Genomic DNA, 13844 nt, shown 5'->3' on the forward strand with positions numbered 1-13844 from the left:
TGCCTGCCTGCCTGCCTGCCTGCCTGCCTGCCTGCCTGCCTGCCTGCCTGCCTGCCTGCCTGCCTGCCTGCCTGCCTGCCTGCCTGCATCGAGATTGCACTACTTGCGGGGTTGGCAGGCGTCGAACCCCGCAACTAGTGCGACCTCGCCGACGATCCCCCGCTGGACCGGGGCGCGGAGGCGCTGGAGTGCAGGACGGAGCGAGGGCGCGTCGCGGGCGCACGCCGCGTCGGCCGCGAGGCGGGCGGCGAGTCCTCCACAGGCCGGCGCGCGTCGCGCGTCCCCAGGCCGGGCCCGCCCGAGCCCGCACCGCGACCACGCCGCGCGGCACCCTCGGACCATGCCCGCCGTCCCGCTCCCCCGCCGGCTGCTCGCCGCCGCCCTGCTGCTGGCGCTCGTCGCCACGGCGCTGACCGCGGCGCACGCCCTCCGGCCGGTGGCCGCCGGGCGCGCGGTCCCCGCGTCGGCGCCCGCGGCGTGGCGCGCGCCGGTCGAGCCGGTCGTGGTCGTCGAGCCCTTCGACGGACCCGCCGCGCCCTGGGCGGCCGGGCACCGGGGCGTCGACCTCGACGCACCGGTCGGGACGCCGGTGCTGGCCCCGCGGGACGGCGTCGTGACCTACGCGGGCGTCGTCGTGGACCGGCCGGTGCTCACGGTGCTGCACGACGACGGGCTGCGGAGCTCGGTCGAGCCGGTCGCCGCGACGGCCCCGGTGGGCGCACGGGTGGCCGCCGGCTCCGTGGTGGGGACGGTGACCGCGGACCGGAGCCACTGCGCGCCGACGTGCCTGCACTGGGGCGTGCGGGACGGCGACCTCTACCTGGACCCGATGCTGCTGCTCCGGGGCGGGCCGGTGGTGCTGCTCGCCGGGGATGCGGCGGGGCGGGGACCGCCCGGCGCGTCAGCCGCGGTCGGCCTCGGTGAGCCGCGCGCGCAGGCGCAGCATCGCCGCGGTGTGCATCTGCGAGATGCGCGACTCGGTCACGCCGAGGACGCGGCCGATCTCGGCGAGCGTCATGCCCTCGTAGTAGTAGAGGACCAGGACGAGCTTCTCGCGCTCGCCGAGCTGGTCGATCGCGCGGGCGAGCAGGAACTTGGTCTCCTGCGCCTCGAACGAGTTCTCCGGGTCGGGCGTGCGGTCGTCTCCGAGGGTGTCCAGCAGGGACAGCCGGTCCCCCCGGTCCTCACCGGCGCCGAGCAGCTCGTCGAGCGCGGCGACGTTCACCGTCGACAGCTGGGTGAACAGCGCGCGCAGCTCGCGGATGTCCATCTGCAGGCGGGCGGCGACCTCGGACTCGGTCGGCACCCGGTGCAGCTGGCTCTCGAGCTCGGCGTACGCGCGGTCGACCGCGCGGGCCTTGGTCCGCACCGAGCGCGGGATCCAGTCCATCGCGCGCAGCTCGTCGATGATCGCGCCGCGGATGCGGGCGCTGGCGTAGGTCTCGAACTTCACCGAGCGGCCGAGCTCGTACTTCTCGATCGCGTCGATGAGGCCGAACATCCCGTACGACACGAGGTCGGCCTGCTCCACCATCGCGGGCAGCCGCATGCCGACCCGGCCCGCGACGGCGGTGACGAGCGGGGCGTAGTGCAGGATCAGCCGCTCGCGGACGAGGCGGTCCCCGCCGGACTTGAACAGCTGCCAGTCCTGCGCGACCGGGTCGACCGCGGTGCCGGCCAGCTCGTCGAGCTCCGTCAGGTCGTCCGCCACCGCGGTGAGCGTGACGACGGCCTCGAGCTCGGCGTCGTCGATCTCGGCCTCGGCGACCTCCGTCGCGACGGCGAGCGCGCCCGCCGCGTCCAGGTCGAGCTCCTCGCCCTGAAGGGTCTGCTGGCGCGGGATCACGCCGAGGGGCGCGCTGGTGGCGCGGCGCGACGAGGCAGCCAGCGGGACGGTGTCCTCAGCCGGGACTGACATGGGCGTCTCCATCTCGGACGTCATGCGCGGGGGTGGGCCTGCTCGAAGGACGCGCGGAGGCGGTCCGCGGTCACGTGGGTGTAGCGCTGGGTGGTGGCGAGGCTCGCGTGCCCCAGCACCTCCTGCACGCTGCGGAGGTCGGAGCCGCCCTCCAGCAGGTGGGTCGCGGCCGAGTGCCGGAGCGCGTGAGGTGCCACGTCGCTCACGCCGGCGTCGGCGGACGCGTCGTGCACAGCCTTGCGCAGCTGGCGCTGATCCGCACGTCCACCGCGGCGGCCGAGCAGGAGCGCAGGCCCGGAGGCCTCCGTCGCGAGCGCCGGCCGGCCGCGGGACAACCAGGCCTCGACCGCCTCGACCGCGAGCTCCCCGACGGGGACGACGCGCTGCTTGTCGCCCTTGCCCGTCAGCCGGATCGTCCGCGCGCCCAGGTCCAGGTCGTCGACGTCGGCGGCGCACAGCTCGCCGACGCGCGCGCCGGTGGCGTACAGCAGCTCGAGCGCGGCCCAGTCCCGCAGGTGCACCGGGTCGCCGTCGTCGGCGCGCACACGCGCCGTGTCCAGCAGCGCCGCGGCGGCGCCCTGGTCGAGGACCGTCGGCAGGTGCGACGCGGGCCGGGCGCTCGCCAGGCGGAGCGCCGGGTCCTGCGCGACGCGGCCGGTGCGGGCCGCCCAGGCGAAGAACGTGCGAGCGGCGGCGCCGCGCCGGGCGAGCGTCGCGCGGCTGCGCTCGGCGGTGGCCATCGAGGCGAGCCAGCCGCGCAGGACGGTGAGGTCCACCTGCGTCAGGTCGGCGACGCCGTGCCGGCGGGCGTAGCCCGCGAGGGCGTCCAGGTCGCCCAGGTAGGCCCGCACGGTGTTCTCCGACAGGCCCCGCTGGGTGCGCAGGTGGAGCGCGAACGCCTCGGCCGCCGGGGTGGTCCCCCGAGCCGTCTCCACCGCAGCCCCCGTGTGCACGGCACTACGGTCGCCCGTCACACCTGCGGGCGACAAGCGGTCTGTGGCGCGTTTCACCCACCCCTGTACGAAACACGGTCAAATGTCCGATTCTCGGGGCGAATTCCCGACCGCACGGGAGCCATTCCCGGGTGAGATCGTCCACCCCTCGGACAGCCCGGGAACTTCCGGCGCCTGCTCCATCGGGGTGAATGCGTTTTCCGCCGCGGGATCCCGGGCCGCGACGGGCGGAGGCGGACGCTGCGGGGCGTGCGAGGGCCGGGCGGGTGAATGCGCCCTGCGCGGTCCCGGGGGCGGCGAGCCTTTCCAACCGGACGTGTCGTTTCCCACGACGGCGCCGGGGACCGGCGGACCACCCGTGCCGCGACACGTCACGTCGACGAGAGCCACCTGCGCCGGGCGCGTCATGCCGTCGGGAGCCACGTCCCCTCCGTGCGGCGCACGTCGCCGGCGAGCTCCAGCAGCCCGAGGGTGGCGACGACCTCGTGCTCGGCGAGGCCGGCGCGCCGGGCGACCTCCTCGGCGGCCAGCGCCCGACGGCGCAGCAGGGCGTCGAGCACGCGCGCGGCGGGGCTGTCGGGCCGGTGGGCGCCTCGTCCGACCGCCTGCGGCGTGCCGTGGCCGGCCGCCGCACCCCGCGCGTCGTCCTGCGCCGGCGCCGGCGCGGGCTCGGCCCCGGCCAGCAGCTCGGCCGCCTCGGCGGCGTCGGTCACGCACACGGCGCCGGCATCGCGGAGCAGCCGGTGGCAGCCGACGGACACCATCGACGTGACGGGGCCCGGGACCGCCCCGAGCGGGCGCAGCAGCTCGGCCGCCCGGGCGGCGGTGCTGAGCGCGCCCGACCGCCACGCGGCCTCCACGACCACGGTCGCGCCCGCGAGCGCCGCGATGACCCGGTTCCGCTGCAGGAAGCGCGCCCGGCTCGGCGGCGTGCCGGGCGGGGACTCGGCGACCAGCGCGCCGCCGTCGTCGACCAGCCGCTCCAGCACCGCCAGGTTCCCCGCGGGCGACGGCCGGTCGATGCCGCCCGCCAGCAGCGCGACGGTCCGCCCGCCGACGGCGAGCGCTCCGCGGTGGGCCGCCACGTCGACGCCGAACGCGCCGCCGGACACCACCGTGACGCCGCGCTCGGCCAGCCCCGCGCCGAGGTCGCCCGCGACACGCTCGCCGTAGGCGGTCGCGGCGCGCGCCCCGACGACCGCGACGGAGCGCTCGGTCAGCGCCGCGAGGTCCGGGTCGCCGCGCGCCCACAGGCACAGCGGCGCCGCGGGACCGAGGTCGTCGAGCCGCGCCGGCCACCCGGGCCGGCCGGGCACCAGGAGCGTCCCGCCGCGGCCGGCGAGGTCGTCGAGGGCCGGCCGCGGGTCGAGGTCGGCGAGCCGGGGCGCCCAGCGGGGCAGCGCGCGGGCGAGGACGCGGACGGTGCTCGGCGGCCACGGGCCGGAGCCGGCACCGGGCTCGCCGGTCGCCGCACCCGGCTCGTCGTCCGGCAGCTCGGCGCCGTCCGCTCCCCCGCGCGCGACCAGGCGGCGCAGGCGCGCCAGGGCGTGGTCGGGCGTCGTCGTCACCGCCCACAGCGCCCACGCGAGCGCCGCGGGCGCGCCCAGCGCCGCGACCACCGCGCCCGCCGTCGCGTCGCCCGGCTCCGCGACGACGCTCCACGCGGCGCGCGCCCACACCTCGCCGTCACCGGACGCGTCGTCGGTCGACCTGCTCGCCGGGTGCCCCGGCACCCGCGACACCCTCGGGGCGGCCCCCGCTCGCGGCTCCGTCACCGCGGGCACCCTCGGGGCGGCCCCCGCTCGCGGCTCCGTCACCGCGGGCACCCTCGGGGCGGCTCTCGCTGGCGACGCCGTCGCCGCAGGCGTCCTCGGGGCGTCCGCCGCCCGCGCGTCCGTGCCCACCGCGTCCCCCGGCGCTACCCCCGCCCGCGGCGCCGCCGTGCCCGCCACCGTCCTTGCCGCCGCCCCCGCTGCCGTCCCGTTCCCCGGCCTCATGTCCCCTGCCCGCGCGTCCGCAGCGCGACCGCCCGCCCCACGTCGTCCCGCGTCGGCGCCGCCCGCCCCGCGAGGTCCGCGACGGTCCACGCCAGGCGCAGCACGCGGTCGGCCCCGCGCAGGGTGAGCGTCCCGCGGTCCACACCCTGGTCGACGAGGTCCAGCAGGTCGGCGTCGGGCCCCAGCCGCTCCCGCAGCACCCGTCCCGGCACCTCCCCGTTGACCCGCCACGGCGTGCCCGCCCAGCGCGCGGCCTGCGCGGCCCGCGCGAGCGCCACCCGCGCGGCGACGGTGGCCGTGCTCTCGGCGGCTCCGACGAGCTCCGCCCGCCGGACCGCGGGCACCTCGACCTGCACGTCCACCCGGTCGAGCAGCGGGCCGGAGATCTTGCCGAAGTACCGGCGCCGCTCCAGCGACCGGCAGGAGCACGCCAGGCCGGTGCCGATCGCCCGGCCGCACGGGCAGGGGTTCGCGGCCAGCACGAGCTGGAACCGCGCGGGGTACCGGGCGGCGCCGGCCGCGCGGTGCACGACCACCTCGCCGTGCTCGAGCGGCTGCCGCAGCGTCTGCAGCACGGCGGTCGGGAACTCGGGCGCCTCGTCGAGGAACAGCACGCCGCGGTGCGCCCGGGACGCCGCGCCCGGCCGCGGCTGGCCGGACCCGCCGCCGATGATGCTCGCGGGGGTCGCGGTGTGGTGCGGGTCCTCGTACGGGGGCCGGCGCAGCAGCCCGCCCTCCGGGTCGAACGTGCCGGCCACGGAGTGCACGGCGGTGACCTCGACCGCCTCGGCCTCGTCCAGGTCGGGCAGCAGGCCCGGCAGCCGCGACGCCAGCATCGTCTTGCCCGCGCCGGGCGGCCCGACCAGGAGCAGGTGGTGCCCGCCCGCCGCGGCCACCTCGACCGCCCCGCGCGCCTCGGCCTGGCCGAGCACGTCCGCGAGGTCGCCCGGCGGCCTGCGGTGCCCGCCGGCGGCCCGGACCGGCGGGGCGACGGGCACGTCCGGCAGCAGGACGGCGGCGCCGTACCGGTGGGCGACGTGCGCGAGCGTCCGGCAGCCCACCACGCGCGCCCCCGGCACGAGCGCCGCCTCCGCGGCGTCGGCCTCGGGGACGACGACGTCGCGCAGCCCCGCGGCCACCGCCGCGGCGACCGCCGGCAGCACGCCGCGCACGGGTCGCAACCGGCCGTCGAGGCCGAGCTCGCCGAGGTGGACGACCCGGGCGGCGCGGTCGGGCTCGAACGCCTCGGACGCCGCCAGGACGGACACCGCCACCGCGAGGTCGAACGCCGGCCCGGCCTTCGGGAGGGCGGCCGGTGACAGGTTCACCGTGATCCGCCGGTTGGGCCAGGTCAGACCGGTCGACCCGACCGCCGCGCGCACCCGGTCGCGCGCCTCGGCGAGCGACGCGTCCGGCAGTCCGACGAGCACGAACGCCGGCAGGGCGGACGCGAGGTGCGCCTCGACCTCCACGACGTGCCCGGACAGCCCGACCAGGCCGACCGCGCGCGTGCGCCCGAGCGCCATCAGCCGATGCCCGCGACGTGGTCGACGCGCGCCGGCTCGTCCCCGCGGAGCGAGACCGCCACCAGGTCGAGCCGCACGCCGTCGGCGTGCACGTCGTGCTCCGCCAGCCACGCCGCCAGCAGCACGCGCAGCCGCTGCACCTTCTTCGGCGTCACCGCCTCGTGCGGCGTCCCGTAGGTCGCCGTCCGCCGGGTCTTGACCTCGATGCCGACGACGGCGTCCTCCGCCGGGTCGTAGGCCACGACGTCGAGCTCGCCGCCCGGGCCGTACCAGTTCCGGTCCAGGACCTCGTAGCCGTCCTGCTCCAGGCACCGCACCGCCAGGTCCTCACCCAGCCGGCCGGTCTCGTTCCGCGTGCGCATCCGGCACCACCTCCGGCACCGACCCTGGCGCGGGGCAGCACGGCGTCGCGGCCCACGACGGCTCCGCCTGGGGACGGCGCACGCGAAGCCCCCTGTGGAGGACTCGGCGTCCCCGCGTCAGCGCGTGAAGCCGCTCCCGCCGCCGAGGTCCAGGTCGGCCTTGACCAGCTCCTCGACGTTGACGTCCTTGAACGTCACGACCCGCACGGACTTCACGAACCGCGCCGACCGGTACACGTCCCACACCCACGCGTCGGCGAGGGTCAGCTCGAAGTAGACCTCGCCCGCGGCCGACCGGACCTGCAGGTCGACGTGGTTCGCCAGGTAGAACCGGCGCTCGGTCTCGACGACGTACGAGAACAGGCCCACGGCGTCGCGGTACTCGCGGTAGAGCGCGAGCTCCATCTCGGTCTCGTAGTTCTCCAGGTCCTCGGCGCTCACCGACCCATCATCCCCCATCCGGGCGCGACGGCCCGCACGCGCGCCCGTCGGAGCGCGCCCGGCCCGTCAGCCCGCGACGTCCAGCGCCAGCGGCTCGCCCAGCAGGAGCTCCGCGGCCGGCACCGGCGCCCCCGCCCCCGCGGCTCCCTCGACCCCCGGCAGCCGCCAGGAGGTCCGGTGGTGCGGCGTCGGGCCGAGCCGGCGCAGCGCGGCCAGGTGCTCGGGCGCGGAGTAGCCCTTGTTCTCGGCCCACCCGTACTCCGGGTGGTCGTCGTGCAGGCGCGTCATGATCGCGTCCCGCTCGGTCTTGGCCAGGATGCTGGCGGCGGCCACGGCGGCGCAGCGCAGGTCGGCCTTGACGATCGTCCGGACCGGCGGCACGGCGTCGAGCACCGTGGGCGGGCCCAGCAGCGTGTCCTGCGCCGGGGTGGTCACGTAGTCGTGGTTGCCGTCGAGCAGCAGCGCGCCGGGCGCGACCTCGAGCCCCGCGATCGCGCGGTGCGCGGCCAGCCGGAGCGCGGCGACGATGCCGTAGCGGTCGATCTCCGCGGGCTCGGCGTGCCCGACGGACCAGCAGGCCGCCCAGCGCCGGATCAGCGGGGCGAGACGCTCGCGCTCGGCGGCGCTCAGCAGCTTGCTGTCCCGCACGCCCTGCGGCGCGGAGCGGCTGTCGGCCGTCACGACGACGACGCCGACGGTGACGGGCCCGGACAGGCTGCCGCGGCCGACCTCGTCGGCGCACGCGAGCGCGGGGACGCCGTCGCGGATGATCTGCCGCTCGACCCGCAGCGTCGGGGCGGCGCGGTTCCAGGCGGTGCGGGCGCGGCCGGTGGTGGTCACGCCGGCTCCGGCACGTCGGCGAACACGTCGCCGGGGTTGCGCAGCAGCCCGATGCGGTCGACGGGCCAGAGCTTGACGAACGCGGTGCCGACGACGTCGTCCACCGGGACGGACCCGCCGCCGGGCTCGCCGAGGTGGAACCGCGAGTCGGCGGACGACTGCCGGTTGTCCCCCATGACCCACACCGAACCCGAGGGCACGACGACGTCGAACGCGATCTCGCTGGGGCTGGCGCCCGGTGCGAGGTACTCCGACTCGTCGACCGGGACGCCGTTGACGGTGAGCGGCGAGCCGTCGCCCGTGGAGGCCACCCGGTCGCCCGCCACGCCGATGACGCGCTTGATCAGGTGGTCCTCGGACTGCTGCGGCATGAGCCCGATCGCGATGAGCGCGTCCTGGAACGCGTTCGTCTCCGGGACGGCCTGCTGGTCCAGCCAGCCGCCCGGGTCGGCGAACACCACGACGTCGCCCCGGTGGATGTCGAGCGGGCCGGGCGCGAGCTTGCTGACGAGCACCCGGTCGCCCTCGAGCAGGGTGTCGTGCATCGACGCGCTCGGGATGAAGAAGGCCTGCGCGAGGAACGTCTTGACCAGCCACGACAGCACGATCGCGCTGAGGAGGATGATCACCGTCTCCCGCAGGAACGAGGCGACCGGCCCGCGCCGGCCCTCCGGCGACCTGCGAGCCGGCGTCTCGTGGCTCGCGGGTGCCGCGTCCTGGTCCGTCACCGCTTCACTCTCCCACGTCGACCTGGCGGTGCCCACACCCACGCGCCGGTGGGCACCGAACCTCCTCGCGACGGCCGACGGGCGGCCACCCCGGGTGAGGGGTGGCCGCCCGTCGGACGCGCAGCGCGGGTCTCAGGCCTGCTTGGCCGGGACCGTCTCGCGCTTCTCCTTGATCTTGGCCTTCTTGCCGCGGAGGTTGCGCAGGTAGTAGAGCTTCGCGCGACGAACGTCACCGCGGGTGACGACCTCGATCGACTCCAGGGTCGGGGAGTGCACCGGGAAGGTGCGCTCGACGCCGACGCCGAACGACACCTTGCGGACCGTGAAGGTCTCGCGGATGCCGTCGCCCTGGCGCGCGATCACGACGCCCTGGAACACCTGGACGCGGGAGCGGTTGCCCTCGACGACCTTGACGTTGACCTTCAGGGTGTCGCCGGCGCGGAAGTCCGGGATGTCGGAGCGGAGCGAAGCCGCGTCGATCGAGTCGAGGATGTGGGACATCGTGTGTCGCTTTCCCGCCGTGCCACAGGTCACGCGCGTCGTCGTCGGCGCCCGGGGCGCCGGATGGCATGAGGTGCGGTGCGCGGCCGATCGCTCGGCGGGCCGTGGGTCGCCTCCCCTGTGGCAGAGGCGTGGCCGTCGGGCACCGACCGTCAAGTGTGCCACAGCCCGGGCCCTGCGGTCGAAACCGGGCGGCTACTCCCCCGCCGCGGGCAGCCCGGGCACGGGCGCCGGCCCGTCGTCGCCGACGGCCCAGCCCAGGTCCGCCAGCACCGCGCGGTCGGCCTTGTCGAGGTCCGCGGGCGCGAGCCGGGCCAGCAGGTCGGGGCGGCGCTCGGCGGTGCGCGCCAGCGCCTGGTCGCGCCGCCAGCGCTCGACCCGGCCGTGGTGCCCGGACAGCAGCACCTCGGGCACGTCCAGCTCCCGCCACGCCGGCGGCTTCGTGTACACCGGGTACTCGAGCAGCCCGGCGGCCCCGTGCGACTCCTCGACCAGCGAGTGCGGGTTGCCCACGACGCCGGGCAGCAGCCGGACGACCGCCTCGACCAGGACCATCGCGGCGACCTCGCCGCCGTTGAGCACGTAGTCGCCGATCGAGTACTCGCTGACCTCGACGCCCGGCCGTGCGGCGTAGTGCGCGGCGACCCGGGCGTCGATGCCCTCGTACCGCCCGCAGGCGATCACCAGGTGCGCGTCCTCGGCCCACCGCTCGGCGTGCCGCTGCGTCAGCGGGGCGCCGGACGGGGTCGGGAGCAGCAGGTGCGTCCCGTCGGTGACGAGCTCGTCCAGGGCCGCGCCCCAGACGTCCGGCTTCATCACCATGCCGGCGCCGCCGCCGAACGGGGTGTCGTCGACGGTGCGGTGCCGGTCGGTGGTCCAGTCGCGCAGGTCGTGCACCCGCAGGTCGACCAGCCCGGACGTCCGCGCCTTGCCCACCAGCGACAGCCCGAGCGGGGTCAGGTACTCCGGGAAGATCGAGACGATGTCGATGCGCACGTCAGTCGTCGTCCCCGCCGCGCTCCGCCGCGTCGGCGCCCGGCCCGCCCGAGGTCTCCTCGCTCACCACGAGGTTCGCCGCATCCGCCGCCAGCAGCCCGCCCGGCGGGTCCAGCACGACGCGGCCGCCGGCGACGTCCACGACCGGGACGATCGCCCGGACGAACGGCACCAGCGTGCGGGCGCCGTCGGGCTCGCGCAGGACCAGCACGTCGTGCGCGGGGTGGTGCTCGAGGCCGAGGATCTCGCCGACCACGCGGCCGTCGACGTGCTCGGCGCGCAGGCCCGCGAGCTCGTGCGGGTACCAGGCGTCCTCGTCGTCGGCCGTGGCGGCGTCCTCCGCGACCTCGACGACCAGCTCGACGCCGCGCAGCGACTCCGCGGCGGTGCGGTCGGCGGCCTCGGCGAACGTCACGTACCAGCGCCCCTGCTGCTCGCGGGTCCGCGCGACGGTCAGCGGGCCGCGCTCGGCGGGCTCGGTCGCCAGCACGGCGCCGGTCGCGAGGCGGGCCGCGGGCTCGTCGGTGCGCAGGTCGAGCGACACCTCGCCGCGCAGGCCGTGGGCGCGGCCGATCCGGGCGACCGTCAGCAGCATGGGGTTCCTCTCGGGGGGTCCGGCTCGGGCCGGACCAGGGTACGGCGGGCACGACGCAGGCCCGGTCCCTGCGCGGGACCGGGCCTGTGCCGGTGTCTCACCGGGCGGCGCGAGGCCGTCCGGGTGCGCGGCTCACCGCCGGGCGACGTCCACGACGTCCACGCGGACCGGACCCTCGGCCGACAGCGCGCCGACGACGGTGCGCAGCGCGCGGGCGGTCCGGCCGCCGCGGCCGATGACCCGCCCGAGGTCGTCCGGGTGCACCCGGACCTCGAGGAGGTCACCGCGGCGGAGCGTGCGGGCGTCCACCCGCACGTCGTCCGGGTGGTCGACGATGCCCCGGACCAGGTGCTCCAGCGCGTCGGCGAGCATCAGGCCTGCTCGTCCTCGGCGGACGCCTCGTCGGCGGCCGGGGCCTCGGCGGCGGCGGCCTTCTTCTCGGACGCCTTGGCCTTGGCCTTCTCGGCGTCGGCGGCGACGGCGTCGACGGCGGCCTTCACGTCGGCCGGGGCGGCCTTCGTGCGCAGGGTGCCCTCGGCGCCCGGGAGGCCCTTGAACTTCTGCCAGTCGCCGGTGACCTTGAGGAGGGCGAGGACCTGCTCGGTCGGCTGGGCGCCGACGGACAGCCAGTACTGCGCGCGCTCCGTGGAGATGTCGATGAGCGACGGCTCCTCGGTCGGGTGGTACTTGCCGATCTCCTCGATGACGCGACCGTCACGCTTGGTGCGGGAGTCCGCGACGACGACGCGGTAGTACGGCGCCCGGATCTTGCCGAGACGCTTGAGGCGGATCTTGGTGGCCACGGTGTGGTCTTCTCCTGAGATGTCTGCGGGGCGGTCGTCGCGGTTCGCACGTGGGGCATGCGGTCCCGGTCGGACCTGAGGACACGGCACCGCGCGGGTAGAGGGGCCGCGCACGCCGAGTACAGCAGGCCATTGTGCCAGACGCCCGGCCGTGCGGGCGACCCTCGCGCCGCGTGCCCCGGGTCACCCGCGCCGGGTGCGGTGCCCGGCCCGCCGCGCTGCCACGATCGGCCGCATGACGGCCGGGGACTGGGCGGTGCGCGAGGTCGACGTGGCGGGCAGCCCGGTCGCCGTGCGGGTCGGCACGGACGTCCCCGGCTCGACGCCGCTGGTGCACGTGCACGGCTTCGCCGTGTCGGGACGCTACCTGCTCCCGACGGCCGCCGCGCTGGCCGACCGCGGCACGACCTACGTCCCCGACCTGCCCGGTCACGGCGCGAGCCCGGGCCCCCGCCCGCCGCTGTCGATCCCGCACCTCGCGGAGGCCCTGCTCGGCACGCTGGACGCCCTGGGGCTGGACCGCGCGGTGCTGGTCGGCAACTCGATGGGCGGCCCGGTGAGCCTGGAGGCCGCGCACCGCTCCCCCGACCGGGTGGCCGGCGTCGTGCTCGCCTCCCCCGCCGGCGGCGCGCACAACCAGCCGCTCCCCCGGGCCGTGGCCCAGCTGCTCCGGGACGCCGTGCGGGAGGACCCCCGGATGGGCCGGTACTCCCTGCCCGACTACGCGCACTACGGGCCGGTGGCGGCGCTGGCGGCGTTCCGGCAGATGGTGGAGTTCCCGTCGCTCGAGCGGCTGCTCCGCACGCCGGTGCCGACGCTGGCCGTCGTCGGGTCGCGCGACCCGCTGATGCCGCCGCCGCACCGGGTCCGGGAGCTCGCGCACCTCGGGCCGGACCACCTGACCGTCGTGGTCGTGCTCGGCGCGGCGCACGCGATGAACTGGAGCCACCCCGCGGAGCTGTCGCACGCCGTGCGGTGCTGGCTCGACGGGGAGCCGATCACCGACGACCCGGCCGCGCGCGCCCGGACGCGGGTGCTGCAGGTCGGGCGCGGCGCTCCGCCGGCGGTGGCCCCGGCCTAGCGGCTACGCCACCCGCGCGCCCCGCAGCACCACGGCCCGCGGCGCGGCAAGGACCCCGATGTCCTCCCGGGGGTCGGCGTCGTAGACGACGAGGTCCGCGCTCTCCCCCTCGCCCAGCCCCGGTACGCCGAGCCACGCCCGCGTCCGCCAGGACGCCGCCGCGACCACCTCGCGCGCGGGCAGCCCCGCCGCCACCAGCTCCGCCGCCTCGTCCGCGATCCGCCCGTGGCCGATCGTGCCGCCGGCGTCGGTGCCGACCAGGATCGGCACGCCCGCGTCGTGCAGGTCCCGCACGTGCGCGTACCGCCGCGCGTGCATCCGCCGCATCCGCGCCGCGTACACCGGGTAGCGGTCGGCCCGCCCGGCGATCTCCCCGAACTGCGCCACCTGCAGCAGCGTCGCGGTCACCGGGATGCCGGCCGCCGCGATCCGCGCGACGTGCCGGTCCTCGGCGCCGGTGGCGTGCTCGAGGCAGTCGACCCCCGCGTCCAGCAGCCCGTCCAGCGCCTCGGCGGAGAACGTGTGAGCCGTGACCCGCGCGCCGGCGTCGTGCGCCACCTGCACCGCGTCGGCCAGCACGTCGTCCGGCCACAGCGGCCGCAGGTCGCCGTCGGCGCCGAGGTCCCGGTCGATCCAGTCGGCGACGAGCTTGACCCAGCCGTCGCCGCGCGCCGCCTCCTCGGCGACGGCGCCCGGCAGCTCGGACGGCGCCGCGAGCTCCCGCCCGTAGTGCCGCAGGTAGCGCTTCGGCAGCGCGAGGTGCCGCCCGGCGCGGATCAGCCGCGGCAGGTCCTCGCGCTGGTGCACCCACCCGGTGTCGGCGGGCGAGCCGGCGTCCCGCACCAGCAGCACGCCGGAGTCCCGGTCGGCCACCGCCTGCGCCTCGGCGGTGGCCCGGTCGACCGCCCCCTCGGCGGCGAGCCCGATGTGGCAGTGCACGTCGACCAGCCCGGGGACCACCCAGCCGTCGACGGCCGTCGAGTCGCCGCCGGGCCGGTCGAACGTCAGCCGCCCGCCGACCACCCACGCCTCGCCGACGACCCGGTCGTCGTCGAGGACGACCGGGCCGGTCAGGTGCAGCACGTCGCCCATCGCGCCCCCTC

The 13844-nt window shown here is 77.3% G+C and carries 15 protein-coding genes and 1 pseudogene; 2 read left to right on the plus strand and 14 right to left on the minus strand.

From position 1 onward, the window contains the following. Positions 1-340 precede the first annotated feature (340 nt). A pseudogene (locus Cpa01nite_RS17680) lies at positions 341-817 on the plus strand (peptidoglycan DD-metalloendopeptidase family protein); the annotation flags it as partial. A gap of 84 nt (positions 818-901) precedes the next feature. Here Cpa01nite_RS17680 and whiG read toward each other — a convergent pair. The 13 genes from whiG to rpsP all read right to left on the minus strand — a co-directional run bounded on the left by whiG (position 902) and on the right by rpsP (position 11660). Then, the gene (whiG, locus tag Cpa01nite_RS17685) at positions 902-1918 is read right to left on the minus strand and encodes an RNA polymerase sigma factor WhiG (protein WP_203670185.1); all 1017 of its coding nucleotides are present in this window, start codon (positions 1916-1918) and stop codon (positions 902-904) included. A 20-nt stretch (positions 1919-1938) separates the two neighbouring features. Next, positions 1939-2871 (minus strand): tyrosine recombinase XerC, encoded by a 933-nt coding sequence (locus tag Cpa01nite_RS17690; protein WP_239068903.1) that lies wholly within the window; start codon positions 2869-2871, stop codon positions 1939-1941. A gap of 404 nt (positions 2872-3275) precedes the next feature. Continuing rightward, positions 3276-4604, minus strand: coding sequence for a DNA-processing protein DprA (dprA, locus tag Cpa01nite_RS17695; RefSeq protein WP_239068904.1), 1329 nt, complete (start codon positions 4602-4604; stop codon positions 3276-3278). A gap of 260 nt (positions 4605-4864) precedes the next feature. After that, positions 4865-6394, minus strand: a complete 1530-nt coding sequence (locus tag Cpa01nite_RS17700) for a YifB family Mg chelatase-like AAA ATPase (protein ID WP_203670187.1) — start codon at positions 6392-6394, stop codon at positions 4865-4867. Next, the gene (locus Cpa01nite_RS17705; RefSeq protein ID WP_203670188.1) at positions 6394-6756 is read right to left on the minus strand and encodes a YraN family protein; all 363 of its coding nucleotides are present in this window, start codon (positions 6754-6756) and stop codon (positions 6394-6396) included. The genes Cpa01nite_RS17700 and Cpa01nite_RS17705 overlap by 1 nt, the downstream gene beginning before the upstream one ends. Before the next feature lie 117 nt (positions 6757-6873). Next, a complete protein-coding gene (locus Cpa01nite_RS17710) occupies positions 6874-7197 on the minus strand; it encodes a DUF2469 domain-containing protein (RefSeq protein WP_203670189.1) in 324 nt (107 codons plus the stop codon). A gap of 66 nt (positions 7198-7263) precedes the next feature. Continuing rightward, a complete protein-coding gene (gene rnhB, locus Cpa01nite_RS17715; protein ID WP_203670190.1) occupies positions 7264-8037 on the minus strand; it encodes a ribonuclease HII in 774 nt (257 codons plus the stop codon). Continuing rightward, the gene (lepB, locus tag Cpa01nite_RS17720; protein ID WP_239068905.1) at positions 8034-8765 is read right to left on the minus strand and encodes a signal peptidase I; all 732 of its coding nucleotides are present in this window, start codon (positions 8763-8765) and stop codon (positions 8034-8036) included. Before lepB ends, rnhB begins: the two co-directional genes overlap by 4 nt. A gap of 132 nt (positions 8766-8897) precedes the next feature. Continuing rightward, positions 8898-9266, minus strand: coding sequence for a 50S ribosomal protein L19 (gene rplS, locus Cpa01nite_RS17725; RefSeq protein WP_203670192.1), 369 nt, complete (start codon positions 9264-9266; stop codon positions 8898-8900). 195 nt (positions 9267-9461) lie between these two features. After that, positions 9462-10262 carry a tRNA (guanosine(37)-N1)-methyltransferase TrmD gene (gene trmD / locus Cpa01nite_RS17730; protein ID WP_203670193.1) on the minus strand — a complete coding sequence of 267 codons (801 nt, stop codon included), beginning with the start codon at positions 10260-10262 and terminating at the stop codon, positions 9462-9464. 1 nt (position 10263) lies between these two features. Further along, the gene (gene rimM / locus Cpa01nite_RS17735) at positions 10264-10857 is read right to left on the minus strand and encodes a ribosome maturation factor RimM (RefSeq protein ID WP_203670194.1); all 594 of its coding nucleotides are present in this window, start codon (positions 10855-10857) and stop codon (positions 10264-10266) included. A 132-nt stretch (positions 10858-10989) separates the two neighbouring features. Further along, a complete protein-coding gene (locus Cpa01nite_RS17740; RefSeq protein WP_154729712.1) occupies positions 10990-11229 on the minus strand; it encodes an RNA-binding protein in 240 nt (79 codons plus the stop codon). Beyond that, complete coding sequence (gene rpsP / locus Cpa01nite_RS17745; protein WP_203670195.1) at positions 11229-11660, minus strand: 30S ribosomal protein S16; 432 nt, start codon at positions 11658-11660, stop codon at positions 11229-11231. Before rpsP ends, Cpa01nite_RS17740 begins: the two co-directional genes overlap by 1 nt. Before the next feature lie 235 nt (positions 11661-11895). Between rpsP and Cpa01nite_RS17750 the strand changes: the two genes are divergently transcribed. Then, the gene (locus tag Cpa01nite_RS17750) at positions 11896-12741 is read left to right on the plus strand and encodes an alpha/beta fold hydrolase (RefSeq protein WP_203670196.1); all 846 of its coding nucleotides are present in this window, start codon (positions 11896-11898) and stop codon (positions 12739-12741) included. A gap of 3 nt (positions 12742-12744) precedes the next feature. On the opposite strand, the gene Cpa01nite_RS17755 is transcribed toward Cpa01nite_RS17750, so the two are convergent. Then, complete coding sequence (locus Cpa01nite_RS17755; protein ID WP_203670197.1) at positions 12745-13833, minus strand: amidohydrolase family protein; 1089 nt, start codon at positions 13831-13833, stop codon at positions 12745-12747. Positions 13834-13844 lie beyond the last annotated feature (11 nt).

It is taken from the genome of Cellulomonas pakistanensis (assembly GCF_016862755.1).
GTDB classification, from domain to species: Bacteria; Actinomycetota; Actinomycetes; order Actinomycetales; family Cellulomonadaceae; genus Cellulomonas; species Cellulomonas pakistanensis.

Coding starts and splice junctions, on each gene's coding strand:
- Cpa01nite_RS17750 (WP_203670196.1), top strand. CDS start 11,896: ATGACGGCCGGGGACTGGGCGGTGCGCGAGGTCGACGTGGCGGGCAGC.
- rimM (WP_203670194.1), bottom strand. CDS start 10,857: ATGCTGCTGACGGTCGCCCGGATCGGCCGCGCCCACGGCCTGCGCGGC.
- Cpa01nite_RS17755 (WP_203670197.1), bottom strand. CDS start 13,833: ATGGGCGACGTGCTGCACCTGACCGGCCCGGTCGTCCTCGACGACGAC.
- rplS (WP_203670192.1), bottom strand. CDS start 9,266: ATGTCCCACATCCTCGACTCGATCGACGCGGCTTCGCTCCGCTCCGAC.
- whiG (WP_203670185.1), bottom strand. CDS start 1,918: ATGTCAGTCCCGGCTGAGGACACCGTCCCGCTGGCTGCCTCGTCGCGC.
- Cpa01nite_RS17740 (WP_154729712.1), bottom strand. CDS start 11,229: ATGCTCGCCGACGCGCTGGAGCACCTGGTCCGGGGCATCGTCGACCAC.
- Cpa01nite_RS17705 (WP_203670188.1), bottom strand. CDS start 6,756: ATGCGCACGCGGAACGAGACCGGCCGGCTGGGTGAGGACCTGGCGGTG.
- Cpa01nite_RS17700 (WP_203670187.1), bottom strand. CDS start 6,394: ATGGCGCTCGGGCGCACGCGCGCGGTCGGCCTGGTCGGGCTGTCCGGG.